The following is a 16,990-nucleotide window of genomic DNA, read 5'->3' as shown; positions in this document are numbered from 1 at the left end:
ACATGGCTGGCAACATTCGTGAGTACCGACGCAAATCGAAACGCCGTGCCGGCGTAGGGTAAGCTGGCCAGCGCGAAGGAAGCACTCACGAGAGGTTGATTACCCTGAGGGGCAGTTCATCACGGCGTTTAGTCTTCGCAATCACCTGGCTTATCAGCACCGGGGATGGCTGCGCACCTGCCGAGGCTTCTGAAGGCCGGAGGCGCCACGCTCGCCGCGGCCATGGCCTTCGGCGCGTTGGTCGGTCCGGCCGAAGTCGGCGGTCGGATCCCGGAATTCAGTGTGCTTCGAAAGGTCCATCCGCTGCACTCTGCGCGATTGGCGACGCTCATGCCCCCTGCAGGCGCCGCACTCCTTGCGCTGGCCGGCGCGCCGATGCGGCCGTGTTCGTGATCTCAACGGAGCGGGCAATGGCGTTCTCACGATCGCAAAGGGCACGCTGCCCCTGGTGCTCTTCGAGCCTGAGGGCTATGGAGCGAGCCAGGGTCAGCTCATGGTCCCCGCTCGCACTGCGCAGGCGCTCTCGCCCTGGCTGTTCGAACTTTCCTGGATCGAAGGGGTGCCGGTGCGCATTGGCGTTCGGGGGGCCTGGGCGCCATTGCCTTCGCGGCGCGGATGCTCCTACGAGCTGATGAAGCGAGCGAACGGCTGCACGCCCCTCACGCCGCGCCCAGCAACTCAGTCCGCTTTAGGCGCGCCCCTTGCCACTCCTGAAGGTCAGCGTTGGGCCCTTGAAGAGACATCCACTTTCCCAATCTCGGAAAGCTGCCGGCCGAGCCCACCCCGACGCACGTGAAGGAAGTCCCGCTGCGGAGGGCACACATCGGCAGGCAGCAGAAGCAGCGGTTGAAGCGCCGGGCAGGGCTTGAGGCTTACCATCGCCGCATGGACTCACGCGAGATCGCCCGCGCCCCCGAGCGCAACAAGCAGCCGATCCTCGAGGTACTCTCGCGCGTATTGCCACCGCGCGGCCTCGTGCTCGAGATCGGCAGCGGTACCGGGCAGCACGTGGCGCACTTCGCCAGGGCGTTGCCCGCCCTCACTTTCCAGCCCAGCGAGATGGACGTGGAGCGCCATGCTTCCATCGAGGCGTGGGTGGCCGAAGGCAACCTGTCGAACGTAAAGCCGACCCTCGCCATCGATGTCACGAAGCATCCCTGGCCCGTATCCGCGGCCGACGCGGTCGTGTGCATCAACGTGATTCACATCTCCCCGTGGGAGGCCACGCTCGCATTGATGGCGGGCGCCGGCAGGATCCTGCCCGCCGGTGGCGTGCTTGTGACCTACGGCCCGTACATGCGCGGCGGCGCGCATACGTCGCAGAGCAATGAAGCGTTCGACGCGAGCCTGCGCGCAACGAATCCGCTCTGGGGCGTGCGCGACATCGACAAGGTGGCGGAAGTCGCGGCCAATGAAGGCCTTGCGCTGGAGGAGGTCGTACCAATGCCAGCAAACAACTTTACTCTGGTCTGGCGGAGACCAAACGGCGCACTGCCCGGCGCGCGGTCGCTCTGATAGCAGCCCTTGGCGAGCGGGGGTCGAAAGTCCGCTGCCGGGCTCGGCCGCGAACTGTGGTCGCCGTGGTCCTGCCGATAGCGGCTGCCGGATCACGGTACCGATCAGACCACGGCGCAGCGACAACCTGAAGCGGGCCGAGACCCGTAGACTGCGAACTCTTGGTTGCACACTGCTGTTTCCTCTCTGATACTAGCGCTCCTTTAAGGAGAAGAATGTGAACCAGAGAATTGATGCGCTTATTGCAGGTTGCGGCATCATGGCGAGCGCATTGATGCCCATTGAAGCATTTGCGACGGATTACAACGCCAAGCCCTTGAGAATTGTCGACGCTGCAGGTCACGTCGTCGGGAATCTCTACGGTAAGGGCAACAGCGACTTCGTCGTTTTCAGGTACGGCGACGCGCTAGTCTCGCTCAGGGTCGAAGGCCCGCACGGCGACATTCGCCCTGTCGAAGCCACTGGCGGCGGCGGCCTTTGGTTTGGCGCACCTAACTGCGCGGGCAACCCTATTCTTCAGGGGATGACGGTGAGTGTGACTGGCACGATTCCGGTGACTGGCTTCAAGGATACGAATGGCCGCTACATCGCCTATTTGCCAAAAACAACGACCATCGGAAGCTTCCCGATTTACTCGCAGCGTGCGCCTGAAGGCAACTGCCAACCGCTCCAACCGGTGCCCCGGCTTGGTTATCCTGCTGAAGCTGTGCCGCTCGATACGTACTTTGTGGCGCCCTTCAGATTGGAATAGGTCATTCGACTATCGGCGCCGCCTTTTCATAGTCGTCTGCTCTTCTTTCCAGCCGGGTCGCAATGCTAATTCACCATGGACGGAATACAGCCGCCACCAATCTGCTACTTGGTCGCGACGCCTGACGTTAAGAAGCGCCGCAGCCGGTTGCACGATAGTCCTTCTTCGCTCATGCGTCGGAGGACCTTCAGCTTGAATGCAGGATCGTAGTTGCTGCGCCGTTTCGTTACTACGCCCGCATCACCCAGAGAGTCATAGCCAGCGACCCATTTGCGCAACGACGCCACGTTCACGCCCTGGGCCGCTGCCGTCGCGAGTATGCCCCCGCCACCTTTCCTGTACGCCTTCACTGCGTCCAGCTTCCTTTTCTGTGTACCTGATCATCCCGTTTCCCCTAGATTCGGTCCGTCCAGGTTTCGGGGGTCAGATCACGATCTAGGTGGACACGTGGACAGAGATCCAAGCGCGTCAGCCGCCGGCGGGATACAGCCGAACTCAACCGGACAAGTTGTGTCGCGGACCCGTCTCCACCCAAGGACGTCATCAGGCGGAATCACGGCGCGTTGCGGGAAGTCGTACGCCGTATCCCTCGGGATCGTCAATCCAAGTTTGAAGCGCTGCACGCGGCCATCCGCAGGCGCGCCCTCCTAGGTGTACAGGGGGCGGGAACTTTCCTCCTGCGATCCTTCGATACAAGGTTGCACGACTCAATGCGGTGATGCGGATCACATCCGCCATGCGAAAGAACGCAGGATCTGCTACAGACTTCGGGTCGATGAGGCGACCGTTGGCATGGTTTTCAGAATGCATGACAAGTCCTCGAAGTGCAGCCGCGGTCTTCAGCGAGGGATGGGTGTTTCCATGGCGCAGTTCTCAGCTTCGCAAAGAGATACATGAATGCAGCACCCGAATGATTCGAAGTTGCGACTCTGCCCGTACAACGCGGTCAACAATCAACACCCACCTGTCGGCCCCTGGCTCGACTCTCTCACCTCGCCGCTGGATGGCTTCTTGCGAGCGTGCGATGAAGGGCAGCTAAGTTCAACTGTCAGTTTCTGCAGGGACTCATTGCATGTGGGAAAGGGCGAGCTGGTAGGACTATGTCAAGCGACATCAGGAACTGTCCCCCCATGTTGCCTCACGGCGCAATGTTACCGAGCGCGTGAAGCGCGGTGTCGTTGCTTCCTTCAGCGATCATGTGTTCGGCGCAGGCGCAGGCGGTGGTCAACGCGAAGCGTTGTCCACGGCCGGTCATGCCGAGTTGGCTTATTTAATGATTTATTGCCAGGCGCGCAGCGCCTGGCCCCCTTCAGAGCGCAGCAGCCGCAATCCGCGGAGGCACACTTACTTCGGTTTCAAGTCGGCATTGATCGATCCACCGACGGATTGCGTCTGCACGCCATGCTGAGAGAGCACGCTGCACCGTTCTCAGTTGTTTGTCCGTGAACGTTCCTGTCGGCGCCAGTTCTCGCAGCCGTTTGAGGATTTCGACGGCCGTCATTCCCGGATGCCGCTGGAGCCAGTTGCGCACCTGGTTTTCATAGGCGTCCAACATGCGCGCCTTTTGCGGTAAGGGCTTGCGGCGCTTGTAGGGTCGCCGATGGATCGCACGCTGCTCTCCGCTGTGGACTCAGGGCGTCGCAGCGACCGGGCTGCCGAGGGCTTCGTCGGCGTTTGCACAGGGCCCGCCTACGCCACGTTGGTCCACGCGACGTCCCAAGTCTTCCTGAGCAGCCCGGATCTCGTTCAGAAGTACGACAGGGTCGGCTCTGCCAGGACTCGCACCAATCTGGCCTTGGCCCCGGGGCCGACTCCATCATGTGCCAGAACGCGCCTCGCCGGCGGAACGGGTGGGTGGTATCGCTTGACGACCTTGGCGCCGATGCGCGATTTGCGGCGCAGTTTGAACGACGGCTGCAACACGTTGGTGTGGATACGAGCTGCCGCGTACAACCGGGTCAGTGCGCGCACTGACTCCAATCCCTCGAAGCGGCCATAGCCGACCAACCTGCGAACGATGGCGCCGTTCTTCTGCTCGACCCAGGCCTGATCGTTCTTGCGGTAGGCGCGCGCTCTCGTTACCTCAAGACCGTGAGCACGACACCAATCCACGACCCGCTCGTTCATGAAGACGCTATCGTTTGTCAAAGTCCACGCCGCGCATCGGGAAAGGGAACAGGACCCTAGCCCTGTCGATCGCGTCGATGACGAGGGTGCTGTCGCGCGTCAGCACCGGGACGCACTCCGTCCAGCCAGTGGCAACGTCGGTCAGCACCAGTGTTTGAACGAAGGTGCCCGCGAGCTGAGGTCCACAATGCGCGACGAAGTCGACTTCCAGGTAACCCGGTGCGGGATCGTTCCAGTCACCGAAGGTGCGGATCGGTACCGCACGGCGGACTGCCGAACTTTGCCCGGCGGCCCGACGCCTGCCCTTGCTGGCGGCGAGCCGCAGCGGAGCAAGGAGCCGGTCGATGGTGGCCGGACTGACCGCGACCAGCTGGGCATGCAAGCTCGGGTCGTCGCTGATCCGGCCGTGTCGAAGCATCGCAGGCAGCAAGGCCGGGATCATGACCTTCAGGCGTTTGGAGCAGACGCGGTCGGAGACCTCCCAGAGTGTTCCCAGAGCCTCGCACACGGCAGGGCCGTATCGAACGTTGGGCCGGCGCTCGTTCGGTGGCGTCTGCGGCTTGGACAATAAACGGATGCAGTGCTTGCGGTGATAGCCGGTAATCGCCACAAACTCGTCCAGGATCGAGCTCCGCTCGGTCTTAGAACCCAACCGGTACCGCGCGCCGACGGCGTCGATCAACTCCCTGCGTGTTGACATGCTCACTTGCCTCGTCACATTCGGGCGCTCCGGCTGGCCCATCCAGCAGGTGGCACGTTACGTGAGGCTTGGGCTCAGGCTCACCCGGTAGCAGTCCGGATGAGTCAATGCGGGGGGGCAGTTTCTCGTGTCGCCTGACAGGACTAAGCATCGCTGTATTTTGCAGATGCCGAGCCGACGTCCCCGCAAGTCCCGTCAGGCGCGCTGCCACCCTCACCGGATCGCATTGCAGCTCACCGCACTTGCTGGTCCGGCGACCTGGAATTCGCGCGCTCTAGCGCTTGGATTCTGCCCTGCTCTTTCCAGCGCTCAGCCATTCGCCGCCCATCGGTCTGCACCAGCGGCATGCGCGCAAGGAAGCGATCGACTCGCGCGGCAAGATCATGTTCGCTCTGTTTTCGAAGCGCATCCGCAGTCGTGTGCCAGTCCGCCGCCACCTCCTGCCGCGTGCTCTGCATTACCTCCTTCCCGGCATCCAAGGAGCCGCGCCCCGACCGCAGGACCTGGAGCACGCCATCCAGCTTCGCGCGCATGAAGGTCGAGCTCCTGGGCGGCTGACGCCTGGCGCGTTCGTCAGCCGGCAACTGCCCGAACGCCCGAAGCGCGCGAAGCCGATGATGAATCGCGTCCCGGTACGGCGTGCGGATCTGGCCCCGCACCTGCCGTGGCGTCGCATTGGCCGTCACGCCCTGTTCGCGCAACAGCGCGGCGAACTGTTCGCGCCACTGCCGCAGGGTCGCCTTTCGGATGTACAGGCGCCTGCCGGGCTCGAACTCATGCTCGCACTTGACCACCAGGTGCACGTGCGGGTGTGCCTGGTCGTTGTGCAGCACCATGGCATAGCGGTGCTGCAGCGCGAAGTTCTCGCGCGCGAAGACGCGCGCCGCAGCCAGCACCTTCTCGGCAGGCGTGCCCGCCGGCATCGACAGGACGATGTTGTGGACGAGCTTCGAACGGGTGTCCTTCCGGTCCTCGGCTGGCTTGGGCTTGTACTGGCTTCTGCAAAGATCCAGCTGCCAGTCTGCCGTGATCTCCTTGGCGGCGCCCCGGCCCTGTTGGGTCAGCCCCTCGTCGGTCTCTACCGGCAGCTTGCCGTGCCGGCCGATGTAGCGCAGGTGCGCTTCGACGCCACCAACATCCCGCCCACCACCGGAGACCTTCACCATCACCTCGGGCGTGCGGCCTACCGTGCGCTGGATCTGCGCGATCTGGTCGGCGCCGAAGCGCAGCGTGCCACTAGGTCCCCGTCGGCCATAGCTCACGATGTCCAGCGCCATGTCGCGCTCCGCCTTGGCAGGCGCGCAACTGCTTCGCGGCAATCTCACCGTCTGCTTAGGCATGGCCCATCTCGCCGCCAGTCTCGCCGCCGGTCTCCCAACTGATGAGGTTCCGCCGCACGACAGCGGCCGTGGCTTCGCGTGCCGCCTCGACCTCGCGCCGGGCCAGCGCGATCGCATCGCGCAGTTCGGACGCCAACGGCTCCGCCAGCGTGTTCGGCATGCCGAACCTTCGAAGCTGCCGCCCGAGGGCAGCCAGTTGCGCCCCGGTCGCCTTGAGCAGATCCAGCTCGTTCGGCGGAAGCACCGCCGAGCTGCGAACATGGTTGTGGACCAGCATGGCCAGGTAGCTGCCGGTCTTCATCCCGCGGGCGCAGGCCCGCTCTGCCGCGAGCATTCGATCGCCATGGCGAAGCCGCAGGGTGATGCGATCGTCCACCGCCGCACGGGCGTCCAGGCCGTGTTCGGCGCCATGCTCGCTTTGCTCGCGAGCCGGACCTCCATTGGACTTCAGCACTTCATCGACGAGCTTGGCGAGCAACGCAGACTCGCTGAGCCGATGACGCGCAGCAAGCGAGGTGAATCGGGACTTCGTCGCGGACGGCAGCCTCGTCGAGATCACAGCGGACCGGGGAGCGTTGGGCATAGGCAGCACCACGGGTAAACAATGTCTGACGGCAGTCTATCCTGCCCTCATAGCCAAACAAGGACTCTGCGTTCGGCATGCACAACAACCTCGCCCGTCGAGTCATGAAACGCATCGCGGCTGCAATTCAAGTCCATCGTTCCGCTGCCTTGTTCGGCGTGCCGAACACGCAAGAACTGCATCTAGGGAGCGAGCAGCGTTCGGCACGCCGAACACAACACGCACGCACAGCATCGAGAACACGAACGACGGCAGCATCGCTGCTGTCCCCGCCGGAGCTGGCTCCAATACGCCACCATCACGTACGCAGGCGAGTACGCATTCCCACGCGCAACTTCTCGACGTTCGGCATGCCGAACATCGAGGGAGGGGAGGAGATATGCGATGCTGCCGCGTGGCGAGCGTGCGAGCAATTCCATCCTCGCCCGGGCGCGACGGCACCGTCGCGGGAGAGCGTAGAGGCAACGATGGCGCGAACCAATGCGCCGAATCACTGATGGATGAGGACACCCCTCGACTCAGATGGACCACCGAGCCCGACTCATCTTCAACTTGACCAAGCTCTGGCGATCGAGATCCTGCAACTACCACTGAAAGGTTCCGGCACCGCCCACCCACGATTCGCCGCGAGCGAGCGTGCGTGCAACCACCGGCAACCGGAAACGCCCTGGCCACGTCGTCATTGATTCAGCGCGGAAGTTCTTCGGGCTCGGAGATGCCGAGCAAGTTGGAGTGCTTCCGACCGAGACCAGGGGTAGGGGCGGCACACAAAGGTGCAAAAAGTCAACGAGCAGTTCTTCCAAAAAGACTTGCCCGCCCCGCCGCTCTCACTCGCGCAGCGTGAACACCACCGAGAGATAGGAGACCGGTTGGACCTGGATCGCTTCGATGCCATGCAGCGCAGTCGCATCGAACAGCAGCGAGTCCCCTGCCCTCACCGCGACCGTCTTGGCACCGTAGCGGTAGGTGACGTCCCCGGACAGGAAGTACAGAAACTTGAGGCCCGGATGCTGGAAGGTCACATAAGGATCGGCGCCGGGCATCAACGTGACCAGGTAGGGCTCGACGAACAGGTTGCCCGACAGCAGATGGCCCAGCAATTCGTAGCGGTAGTCCGCCACGGCGCCGATGCGGTCGACTACCGGACCACGCCCTGCGCGTACATGGCAGAAGTCCGTTCGGCGTGCCTGGTCGCTGAAAAAGCGCGACGTCGGCACGTGCAAACCCCTGGCGAGGCGCTCCAAGGTCTCCACCGAAGGCGAGACCAGCCCGCGCTCGATGCGCGAGAGCATAGAGGAGGAAATCCCCGAGAGCTGTGCCAACTCACCGCCAGACACATCAGCCGCCATGCGAAGCGCCCTCACCTGCGTACCGATGCGCGATGCGGACAGGCTGCGCACGGCAGGTGCGGGTTGCCGCGGGCGGACGCGCGTCACCGAGGCCGGCAGGCGCAGAGGTCGAGCCATTGGCAGGGGCGAAGCAATCTGTCGACGCGTCATTTGAATCTCACAGCAGAAGAATCTCGAGAAAGGCCAAAACAGCATTTCTCTCTGCTGCCCATGATAATCAAAAAAGGGCGAAATGGCCTTTTTCGATTGGCGTCTGAGCATCGAGAAGTGCCACCGTCCATTCACCATCGCCGATATGAGGTGCTAAGAAAGCATCTGCGCTCCCTTCGGCGCTCAGCTGGCTTGACGCAGGCGGAACTTGGAGTACGGCTCAAAGTAGACCAGTCCCATGTATCAAAGGTCGAGCGAGGCGAACGGTATATGGACGTGCTGTTCTATCTGGACTGGTGTCGCGCTTGCAAACAACATCCCGAGATCGCGATCGCGGTTCTGGTCAAGGCTGGAGCCTAGCTGCGGCCGACTCGGAAGCGGCACACCCGCAGAGCCTCCTCACATTCCCCAATGGCGGCGAGTAGTCCTAGCGTATGTGCTCCTGTTGTGCCAACTTGCAATATGAACCACAAGTTCATGGGCTAGCCAAGCGCTGCAAATAACCCAAATCGATAACCTCGTAATTCGAGGCCTTGACCCAGGCCCGCCCCTGCGCTGCATGTGCGTTGCCATAGCCCCAAGCCGCAACGCGATGGGCGGCCTCCTCGTCAGTGACCACGCCCGCGACTGCGCCGATCTCAGCAAGTTGTGGTGAGCGCGCTGTTAACCGATCGAGCCATCGCGCCAGATGCACCTTGCCGGCAAGAGAGTCCGACTTGCTCCTATTGCACTCCGGGTGTGCCAACACGAAGTTGTGCACAAGGTTGCGCGGGTACAGCGCGAACGGAACGAAGTGATCGACGTCAGCCTCGTGCAGCCCTTGTCCGCAGTAAAAGCACCGCGGACCATCTAGCTTCCGCAGGCCGGCACCAATGATAGAAAGTGACTGCCGAGAGATTCCAAAAAGAAAATCCTCTAGATCCCCGGCATCGCCCAAGATCCCGTGGTTTCGTCGATTGGCCTTGACGTGACCCACCCAGTGATTGCGGGCCAAGTGTTGCACCAGAGGGTGAAAACGGCGCAGACAATAGCTGACATTCGGCTTCAACACCACGATGCCACGCCCTGGTCTCTGGTACAGGAACGGGTCGGTGATGCCCCCGAAATTCTGCAGATAGCTCAGAGGCTGCGCAGAAACCACCGTTGCAACTTTGGAAAGCAAGGGCCCGTAAGCGGCCTCGCTGCGGGCCTGCTGAAGCGTCGTCGAGCTCGATGTGCACCGAAACTCCTCGATGGCCGTAAGAACGGCTGCTTGCACTCCCAGATTCTGTACAAGCACGCCTGGTCTCGCGTGGGGCTGCCCTGTCCCATAAGGCAGTGCGTGCCGCCAATACAGCTGCACGAATCGCTCCGCGATCTGCCGGATCAATGATGGCGCCGCTGCGGGGCAGACAGTGCCCCACCTTCACATCCATCTCATTCCGCGCTTCCTGGGTGACCAGTCTGACCCACGGGGTGGTGTGCGATGGGTGATTCCAGACAAAGCGGACTACTGGAGTTCGCGCGATTGATCGCTAAAACCTCCCCATCTGCGGAGCAGCAACTCGAATTCCTGACGAAGCTCCAGCGCCTCTTTGCCGAGGGCGATTTCACGGCCACCTACAAGTTTGCGTTGCTGATCGTGCTCTCCGATCTCGCTGTGGAATTGGGGGCGGACGACGGGTCCGAACTTTCGCTGACTACCCCAATGTTGAATCCATCCGGGTGAAACTCAGTCCCTGCAGCTGCCCGGGCTTGATCCAGTAGCTCCAACAGTGCGGCGCGTTCCTGCGGACTGGCTTCGAAGAAGGAGCCGATGTGACGCTTGGGAATCACCAGACTATGCCCAGGCGAAACGGGAAAGCCGTCACGAATCCAGAGCGCGTTGGCGTTCTGCCCCAGGACACGCTCAGCAGGCAAGGCGCAAAAGGGGCAAGGCTTTTCAGTCATTGCAGATCACCCCACTAAACGTCGGAACGAAGCTCGATAGTCAATGGGTTCCAGATGAACCTGGTCTACCAAGCTGCCCTTGAGGATGTAGAGCTTTGGCTCATCGCGGAACTGAAACACACGATAGAGATGAAACGCCTCCTCCGCCTCTGCGGCAAAGTCCAACTCGTTGCGACTGATGATGAAGGAGGAAGCATGGCCACCGTTGGTGGTCTTGACCTCGAGAAGCGATGCTCGCCGGGCCGCTCATGCGAGAGGATGTCGTAGCCAATCCCGTCACCGAGGCGATCCGAGACCCAGTCCAACTGCTGAAATAGTTCCGGATACCCGGCGTCTGCGAGCCGCCGCTGCTCGAAGCCGATGACCCACTGTTCACCGGCACGGCCAAGATTTCGGTTCGCCTCGTCGCGCTGAGCCCAGTTCGTTTTGCGCGGAAACCTGACCTTAGGCCCCTCCTTTGCCACCTCCACCACCGTCTCAAGATTCGGGGGTTCCACCACGGAGGCGTGAAAAGCCTGTTGGCCTGGCCCCTGGACCTCCTCCATCGCATCGACAACCTGAGATACCAGGCTCGGCTGATCCACGACGAATTGCTGGACCGCCTGCCGCAAAAGGAGCTGTGCATTGCTACGAGGCTTGTAGCCGCGGATAAAGGGCAGCTCCAGGTCGTGTAAGACGGCACTGATGTTCTGGTACTTCAGCTCAACCGAACCTTTGCTGCGCCCTCGCAGATGCTGGCGAAGCTGCGCATTGAACTCCGTCTTGGTGAAGCGCTGCTGCGCAGCCTCCAATCGGAGCATCTCGAAGTACGACGCGACCGTGGCTTGCACCTCGTCCGACGTCCAGTCCTCACCGATGCGCACGACCTCGAAGCCGAGGCGTTGCAGCTTGGGAACGACGGTGGCCTCCCCGCCGGAAAAGTCGGCGGGTTTGAGCGGGCCCTCGTCAGGAAACTGATACCCAAAAGCTGCTCCAACGATCGCTTTGGAATCGCACAACTGTCCGGTTTTTCCATCACGAACCAGAAAATCGCGCGACTTTCCAAACCCGTATCGCGCCAGAAACACCGTTCGACCAAGGCGGGAAAACTCATCCAGTGCAGCTTGAATGGCAGCAGGACTTTGGAGGCGCGATAGTTCAACAGCCATCAGCGTTCTGGAAGAGCCGCTTTAGCGGCATAAATACCGCCATATGGGTCAGGGTGGCAAACATCCTGCCGTGGGGAAACAACACTATGTTACAACGCCCTACTCTCACACTTGCTGCTGTTCGCCCGGCCTTCGTTGGAAACGCCTGCCCTCGACTCCTTGCATGCACGTGCTCGGCGCATCGCCGCCGAGGGTCGAATTGTTTCCGTCGACGTTGAAGCCCATCCTGAAAAGGGCAACCAGATCTTTGCTGTCGGCGCCGTCCGATCGGACAACTCGGATGCTTACCGCAGCGCCTGTTCCCCTGCCAGAGCAGCCACGGTGGCGGTATCCCTCAACAGCTTTGCCCGTGACGGCCAGGTCCTTCTGGGCCACAACCTCAAGCGCCACGACATACCGCTGATGCGCGACCAACTGCCGCAGCTGGAATGCCTGCGCTGGCCCATGCTGGACACTCTGGAACTGTCCGCCCTCGCCTTCCCTAGCAACCCATATCACCGGCTGGTGAAGGGCTACAAGCTGCTCTCCGACGAACGCAACAACCCGACAAAGGACGCTCGGGTGGCGCTCAACGTGTTCGAAGAGGCCGTCGAAGCGCTGCTGGAGGCGAACGAGCAGGAGCCTTGGTGGCTGGCATTGCTGCACTTCCTGCTTCGCAACGACGAGAGCATGGCGACGCTGTTGGCTCAGGTGCGTGACGAGACCGCTCCCGCTGGCGAGGCGGTCGGGCCGATCGTTGCCAGCCGTTTTGCGGATCGCTGCTGCGCCACCCGGTTGCAGTCGCTGGTCGCCGACATAGGGACTTCCTTCGACAGCCACGACCCTTGGTCGATCGCGTTTGCCCTGGGCTGGATTCGCGTCGCGGGAGGAAACTCCATCCTCCCCCACTGGGTCTTCCACGAACTGCCCGCCGTCAGGCAATTGATCGCACAGCTACGGGAGATCGACTGCGGTCAGACCAACTGCCCATATTGCCGCCGGAACCACAATCCTGAAGCGCAGCTGTCCTCTTTATTCGGCAAGCCAAGCTTCCGAGCGCACCCGACAACCACCGATGGCTCATCGCTTCAACGCGCGATCGTCAGTGCAGGACTGGCACGGGAGAGCCTGTTGGCTGTCCTACCCACCGGCGGCGGCAAATCCATTTGCTACCAGCTCCCAGCCCTCGTTCACTATCGCCGCTCAGGGAGGCTCACCGTCGTCATCTCGCCGCTGCAGTCGCTGATGCGAGATCAGGTGGACAACCTGATGAAAGCCGACATCCAGTGCGCGGCAACCGTCAATGGGATGCTCACCCCGCTGGAACGACGAGATGTGCTGGACCGTATTCGCCTGGGCGACATCGGCATCGTGCTCGTCTCACCCGAGCAGTTCAGAAGCAAGACGTTCGTCGAAGCCATCCGCATGCGGGAGATCGCGGCCTGGGTTTTCGACGAAGCCCACTGCCTGTCCAAATGGGGGCACGACTTCCGCACGGACTATCTGTACGTCTCGCGCTTCATCCGGGAGCAGTTTCCTGGGCAAGCACCGATCGCTTGTTTTACCGCCACTGCCAAGCCGGACGTCATCGAGGACCTGTGCGACCACTTCCAGGAAGGCCTTCAGATCAAACTGGAGACATTCCTCGGCGGCCACGAGCGCACCAACCTGTCCTATGCCGTAGTGCCGACTTCGGGCGGTGAAAAACCGCAGCGCATCGTGGAGCTGCTACGCGATGGCTTGCGACAAGAAGACGCTGCCGTAGTCTTCTGCGCCACGCGCAAGAGCGCTGAGACCATCGCACAGATCGTCGCGCAACAGGGCATCGTATGCGGCTGCTACCACGGAGGGCTCACCGCTGATCTGCGCAAAGAGACCCAGCGCCGTTTCCTAGACGGCGAGCTGCAGGTGATCGCCGCCACCAACGCGTTCGGCATGGGTGTGGACAAACCCAACGTTCGGCTGGTGATCCATGCCGAAATTCCTGGTTCCCTGGAGAACTATCTTCAGGAGGCTGGAAGAGCCGGGCGCGATGGGGACGAAGCCAAATGTGTCCTGCTGTTCGACCCCAAGGATGTGGAAACCCAGTTCCGCCTGTCCTCCACCTCCCAGCTATCGCAGCGAGATTTCATCGGACTGCTCCGTGCCTTGCGCTTCCAGGCCAAGAAGCTGGGAAAAGACGAGATCGTCATCTCAGCGAAAGAGCTGCTCGCGCAAAGCGTCGGAACCGGCATAGAGATCGATGCCCCTGACGCCTCCACCAAGGTCACCACAGCTCTGTCGTGGCTTGAGCGCCATGGTTTCTTGAAGCGCAACGAGAACGCCACCAAAGTCTTCCCTGCCAGTCTTCGGGTGACCTCACTGCAGGAAGCCAAAGAGCGCATCGACAAGGCGGATTTCTCGGCCAGCGTTCAACAGAAATTTCTCGCCGTCGCCACAGCCCTGTTCCGGTCCGACACCCCTGAGGGGCTGAGCACCGACGAGCTCATGCTCAACGCGGGCATCCGACCGGAGGAATGCTTCCGCATCGTTCACCAGTTGGCGAAGCTAGGGATCTTAGTCAATGACCTCGGACTGACGGTGCGCCTGATGCGTGGCGTAAGGGGCGCGTCCGCATCCCGTCTGGAATATCTGAGCGCCATGGAGAAGGCGCTCGTCGAGCTCATGGCTGAGAACGCCCCTGACGCCGATCAAGACGAAGCGCAACAACATCTAAACCTCCGAGCGATCTGCACTGAGCTGCGCGGCCGTCTGAAACTCGACGACGAAAAGGGGCAACTCGACCCCACTCAGGTCCGAGCCTGCTTGCGAGCCATGGCCGACGGTTTCGGCTCTGGTAACGACAAGCGCAGCATGATCCAGTTGCAGTCGCTGGGCGATGACACCTTGCGCGTCACCTTGCGTCGCCCTTGGTCCCAGATTCGCAGAATCTGCGAACTGCGACGTGCCGTCGCCCAAGTCACGCTCACCCGGTTGCTTGCAGAGGTCCCAGACGGCGTCAAAGGAGCATGCCTGGTGGAGTGCAAGGCCCAGGCACTGATCGACGCGCTCAGTGACGATTTGGTTATGAAAACCCAACTGCGCGAGCCCGACGTGGCGCTGGAGAATGCGCTGCTCTACCTTCACCAGACTCGTGTGCTCGAATTGGACAAAGGTAGATCCGTCTTCCGCTCTGCGATGACCATCCAGATGGACGAGGACACCTCCAGGCGGTTCAACCAAGCATCGTTTGCGCCTCTGGAAGAGTTTTACAAGGAACGGACGCTGCAGACGCACGTCATGCACGAGTACGCCAAGCTGGGCGCGGAAGATCCGGCGAAGGCGCTTGCCCTGGTCAAAGCCTACTTCACACTGCCCCACAAGCAGTTCATCAAGGAATTCTTTCGCGGACGCGCGGACCTACTCGAGCGCAAGACTACCGACGAGTCCTATCTGCGCATTGTTGATGACCTGCAGCACCCAGTGCAGCAGGCCCTGGTTACACAGCCGCGGACAGGTAATCACTTGGTCTTAGCGGGTCCGGGTTCCGGCAAGACGCGGGTGATCGTCCACCGCATCGCTTACTTGCTTCGCGTTCAGCGCGTGAATCCGGGATGCATCATCGCGCTGGCCTACAACCGGGGAGCGGCCATCCAATTGCGCCGCCGACTGCTGACGCTCGCCGGAGACGATGCGCGCGGTGTGTTGGTCATGACCTACCACGCCATCGCGTTGCGTTTGACAGGGACCAGCCTGGCCGGCGCGGAGCGCACCTCCAGCAGTGTCGACTTCAGGAAGATGCTCCAGGACGCCATCGATCTGCTCGAAGGCAAGAGCTCGGCTCTGATCGACGCGGACGAGATCCGCGATCGGCTACTGCAAGGCTACGAATACATTTTCGTCGACGAGTACCAGGACATCGACGCGCAGCAGTACGCGCTGGTCAGCGCCCTGCCGGCCGCCGGCGATCAGACGCCGACACCAAGCTGAGCATCATGGCCGTGGGAGATGATGACCAGAACATCTACTCCTTTAAAGGCGCGAACATCGAGTTCATCCGGCGCTTCCGGTCCGACTATGAGGGAGAGCTCACCTACCTGGTTGAAAACTTCCGCTCCACCCAGAACATCATCTCGGCCGCCAACCACGTGATCCAGCGCGGTGCGGACCGCATGAAGGTCGATCACCCGATTCGGATCGACGCTCGGCGCAAGGATGATCTACCGGGTGGTAGGTGGGCCGCGATCGACAAGCAAGGCCGCGGCGCAGTACGGTTGATCACTAGCCCTCCGGCCCCGAACCTCCAGGCCCAACTGGTTCACGCAGAGATCGAGCGCATCCGGCGCATCGATCCGACGGTCAAACTCTCGGAAATCGCGGTGCTCTGCCGCACACACGCCCCGTTGGAAAAGATGAGGGCTATCTGCGATGTCGAAGGACTGCCCTGCGAGATCACCGGCCCAGAAGCGGCCAAGGGACAAATCACGCTGATGCGGACTCGCGAAGGCTGGGCACTAGCCCAGGCACTGAGACGGCGACAGCTGCGCATGTTGCGCCTCAGCGCGCTACGCAGATCCCTGAGCTATCTGCAACGCGCTCAGCCCAGAAACGCCGCGCTGCTGGATCTCCTAGACATCGTCGATGACGTCGCCTCCTCGCTGCAAGCAGACATCGTTCCAGCAGCCGAAGCGCTCGACCTGTTCTACGAAGCTGCTGGCGAAATGCGACGGGATGGCCGCGACAGCGCCATCAAAGTAATGACTGCACATGCTGCCAAGGGCCTGGAGTTTGACCACGTCATCGTGATGGACTGCGCTGACTGGCGCTGGGATGAAGAAGATGAACGGCGACTTCTCTACGTGGCCATGACGCGCGCTCGACAGTCGCTTAGCTTGATGCGCGCAGAGGGTGGACGCAATCCCTATCTCGCTGATCTGGGGACCATAGATGGGGTACAGGATCAGCTGCCGCGTGCCCGACCACAGCACCGCGCGGATCTTGAGCGCCAATACGTCATGCTGGGCCCGGCCAGCGTGGACATTGGATTTGCTGGACGCGCGTCGTTGACGCAGCCAATTCATCGCGCGATCGCCGCTTTGCGGACCGGAGATGTAGTCGAGGTGAAAGGACGATACGTCCATTCGCCCTCTGGACAGATCGTTGGCCGGCTGGCCGCAAGCGTAGATGCGACGCCTCTCCAACGAGGGGTCGCAACCGTGGTTGCGGTAATGGTGCGAACGCGGTCTCAGACGCCCGAAGAGTACTGGCCGGCCCTACAGGCAGATCACTGGGAAACGCCGCTTGCGGAAGTCCGGGTAGACGTCTGAGATGTAGGTGATCCAACCGCGACGTCGGCTGCTGATGAGTTGCAGGCGCTTGGTCGCCAGTAGCGAAGGCGACTGCCCTTTAGACCACCGGTGTTAAATTTGAATCGAGAATC

17 protein-coding genes and 2 pseudogenes are annotated in these 16,990 nt (G+C 61.8%); 8 read left to right on the top strand and 11 right to left on the bottom strand.

All coding sequences use genetic code 11. The features are described from left to right. Positions 1 to 131 precede the first annotated feature (131 nt). From E5P3_RS35665 to E5P3_RS02910, 3 genes and pseudogenes are all read left to right on the top strand, one after another. Positions 132 to 714: pseudogene (locus E5P3_RS35665) on the top strand (hypothetical protein); the annotation flags it as partial. A gap of 171 nt (positions 715 to 885) precedes the next feature. After that, positions 886 to 1,515, top strand: a complete 630-nt coding sequence (locus E5P3_RS02915) for a DUF938 domain-containing protein (RefSeq protein ID WP_162584604.1) — start codon at positions 886 to 888, stop codon at positions 1,513 to 1,515. A gap of 217 nt (positions 1,516 to 1,732) precedes the next feature. Next, positions 1,733 to 2,266 (top strand): hypothetical protein, encoded by a 534-nt coding sequence (locus tag E5P3_RS02910; RefSeq protein ID WP_162584603.1) that lies wholly within the window; start codon positions 1,733 to 1,735, stop codon positions 2,264 to 2,266. Positions 2,267 to 2,370: 104 nt separating this feature from the next. On the opposite strand, the gene E5P3_RS36405 is transcribed toward E5P3_RS02910, so the two are convergent. The 8 genes from E5P3_RS36405 to E5P3_RS02870 form a co-directional block, all read right to left on the bottom strand. Continuing rightward, a complete protein-coding gene (locus tag E5P3_RS36405; protein ID WP_443083277.1) occupies positions 2,371 to 2,625 on the bottom strand; it encodes a helix-turn-helix domain-containing protein in 255 nt (84 codons plus the stop codon). A 184-nt stretch (positions 2,626 to 2,809) separates the two neighbouring features. Next, the gene (locus E5P3_RS02900) at positions 2,810 to 3,004 is read right to left on the bottom strand and encodes a helix-turn-helix transcriptional regulator (RefSeq protein WP_232073417.1); all 195 of its coding nucleotides are present in this window, start codon (positions 3,002 to 3,004) and stop codon (positions 2,810 to 2,812) included. 571 nt (positions 3,005 to 3,575) lie between these two features. After that, the gene (locus tag E5P3_RS02895; RefSeq protein WP_162584600.1) at positions 3,576 to 3,821 is read right to left on the bottom strand and encodes a hypothetical protein; all 246 of its coding nucleotides are present in this window, start codon (positions 3,819 to 3,821) and stop codon (positions 3,576 to 3,578) included. Between the two features lie 191 nt (positions 3,822 to 4,012). Then, positions 4,013 to 4,393 carry a transposase family protein gene (locus tag E5P3_RS02890; protein WP_162584599.1) on the bottom strand — a complete coding sequence of 127 codons (381 nt, stop codon included), beginning with the start codon at positions 4,391 to 4,393 and terminating at the stop codon, positions 4,013 to 4,015. Between the two features lie 7 nt (positions 4,394 to 4,400). Beyond that, positions 4,401 to 5,075: a hypothetical protein gene (locus tag E5P3_RS02885; protein ID WP_162584598.1), complete on the bottom strand. Its 675-nt coding sequence runs from the start codon at positions 5,073 to 5,075 to the stop codon at positions 4,401 to 4,403. A 251-nt stretch (positions 5,076 to 5,326) separates the two neighbouring features. Further along, positions 5,327 to 6,370: a relaxase/mobilization nuclease domain-containing protein gene (locus E5P3_RS02880; RefSeq protein ID WP_232072960.1), complete on the bottom strand. Its 1,044-nt coding sequence runs from the start codon at positions 6,368 to 6,370 to the stop codon at positions 5,327 to 5,329. A gap of 55 nt (positions 6,371 to 6,425) precedes the next feature. Further along, positions 6,426 to 6,911, bottom strand: a complete 486-nt coding sequence (locus E5P3_RS35660; RefSeq protein WP_232072957.1) for a hypothetical protein — start codon at positions 6,909 to 6,911, stop codon at positions 6,426 to 6,428. A gap of 932 nt (positions 6,912 to 7,843) precedes the next feature. Beyond that, positions 7,844 to 8,416 (bottom strand): helix-turn-helix domain-containing protein, encoded by a 573-nt coding sequence (locus E5P3_RS02870; RefSeq protein WP_162589501.1) that lies wholly within the window; start codon positions 8,414 to 8,416, stop codon positions 7,844 to 7,846. Between the two features lie 216 nt (positions 8,417 to 8,632). Here E5P3_RS02870 and E5P3_RS02865 point away from each other — a divergent pair, with 216 nt between their 5' ends. After that, entirely contained in the window at positions 8,633 to 8,875 is a 243-nt protein-coding gene (locus E5P3_RS02865; protein WP_162589500.1) for a helix-turn-helix domain-containing protein, read from the top strand. Between the two features lie 115 nt (positions 8,876 to 8,990). Here the strand turns inward: E5P3_RS02865 and E5P3_RS02860 are convergent, their stop codons facing one another. Further along, a complete protein-coding gene (locus E5P3_RS02860) occupies positions 8,991 to 9,773 on the bottom strand; it encodes an HNH endonuclease (RefSeq protein ID WP_232072955.1) in 783 nt (260 codons plus the stop codon). Positions 9,774 to 9,870: 97 nt separating this feature from the next. Here E5P3_RS02860 and E5P3_RS02855 point away from each other — a divergent pair, with 97 nt between their 5' ends. Continuing rightward, positions 9,871 to 10,026 carry an HIT family protein gene (locus E5P3_RS02855; RefSeq protein ID WP_443083276.1) on the top strand — a complete coding sequence of 52 codons (156 nt, stop codon included), beginning with the start codon at positions 9,871 to 9,873 and terminating at the stop codon, positions 10,024 to 10,026. Further along, complete coding sequence (locus tag E5P3_RS02850; RefSeq protein WP_232073519.1) at positions 10,023 to 10,223, top strand: hypothetical protein; 201 nt, start codon at positions 10,023 to 10,025, stop codon at positions 10,221 to 10,223. The genes E5P3_RS02855 and E5P3_RS02850 overlap by 4 nt, the downstream gene beginning before the upstream one ends. Before the next feature lie 32 nt (positions 10,224 to 10,255). Here E5P3_RS02850 and E5P3_RS02845 read toward each other — a convergent pair. Both E5P3_RS02845 and E5P3_RS36400 read right to left on the bottom strand, forming a co-directional pair. Next, positions 10,256 to 10,444 (bottom strand): annotated as a pseudogene (locus tag E5P3_RS02845) (HIT family protein); the annotation flags it as partial. Between the two features lie 6 nt (positions 10,445 to 10,450). After that, complete coding sequence (locus E5P3_RS36400; protein ID WP_232073414.1) at positions 10,451 to 10,624, bottom strand: protein NO VEIN domain-containing protein; 174 nt, start codon at positions 10,622 to 10,624, stop codon at positions 10,451 to 10,453. A 1,079-nt stretch (positions 10,625 to 11,703) separates the two neighbouring features. Between E5P3_RS36400 and E5P3_RS02835 the strand changes: the two genes are divergently transcribed. Continuing rightward, positions 11,704 to 15,540 carry a RecQ family ATP-dependent DNA helicase gene (locus E5P3_RS02835; RefSeq protein ID WP_269473969.1) on the top strand — a complete coding sequence of 1,279 codons (3,837 nt, stop codon included), beginning with the start codon at positions 11,704 to 11,706 and terminating at the stop codon, positions 15,538 to 15,540. A 5-nt stretch (positions 15,541 to 15,545) separates the two neighbouring features. Further along, complete coding sequence (locus E5P3_RS36115; protein WP_269473968.1) at positions 15,546 to 16,877, top strand: 3'-5' exonuclease; 1,332 nt, start codon at positions 15,546 to 15,548, stop codon at positions 16,875 to 16,877. The last annotated feature ends 113 nt before the right edge of the window (positions 16,878 to 16,990 follow it).

Source organism: Variovorax sp. RA8, from assembly GCF_901827175.1.
Classification (GTDB): Bacteria; Pseudomonadota; Gammaproteobacteria; order Burkholderiales; family Burkholderiaceae_C; genus Variovorax.
Note: the sequence above shows the minus strand (reverse complement) of the source record. Positions and strands in the feature narration are given on the sequence as shown.

Bases quoted from the DNA above. Each gene is read 5' to 3' on its own strand.
- E5P3_RS02915 (WP_162584604.1), top strand. From the start codon at position 886: ATGGACTCACGCGAGATCGCCCGCGCCCCCGAGCGCAACAAGCAGCCG.
- E5P3_RS02900 (WP_232073417.1), bottom strand. From the start codon at position 3,004: ATGGCGGATGTGATCCGCATCACCGCATTGAGTCGTGCAACCTTGTAT.
- E5P3_RS02895 (WP_162584600.1), bottom strand. From the start codon at position 3,821: ATGTTGGACGCCTATGAAAACCAGGTGCGCAACTGGCTCCAGCGGCAT.
- E5P3_RS02890 (WP_162584599.1), bottom strand. From the start codon at position 4,393: ATGAACGAGCGGGTCGTGGATTGGTGTCGTGCTCACGGTCTTGAGGTA.
- E5P3_RS02880 (WP_232072960.1), bottom strand. From the start codon at position 6,370: ATGGCGCTGGACATCGTGAGCTATGGCCGACGGGGACCTAGTGGCACG.
- E5P3_RS36115 (WP_269473968.1), top strand. From the start codon at position 15,546: ATGGCCGTGGGAGATGATGACCAGAACATCTACTCCTTTAAAGGCGCG.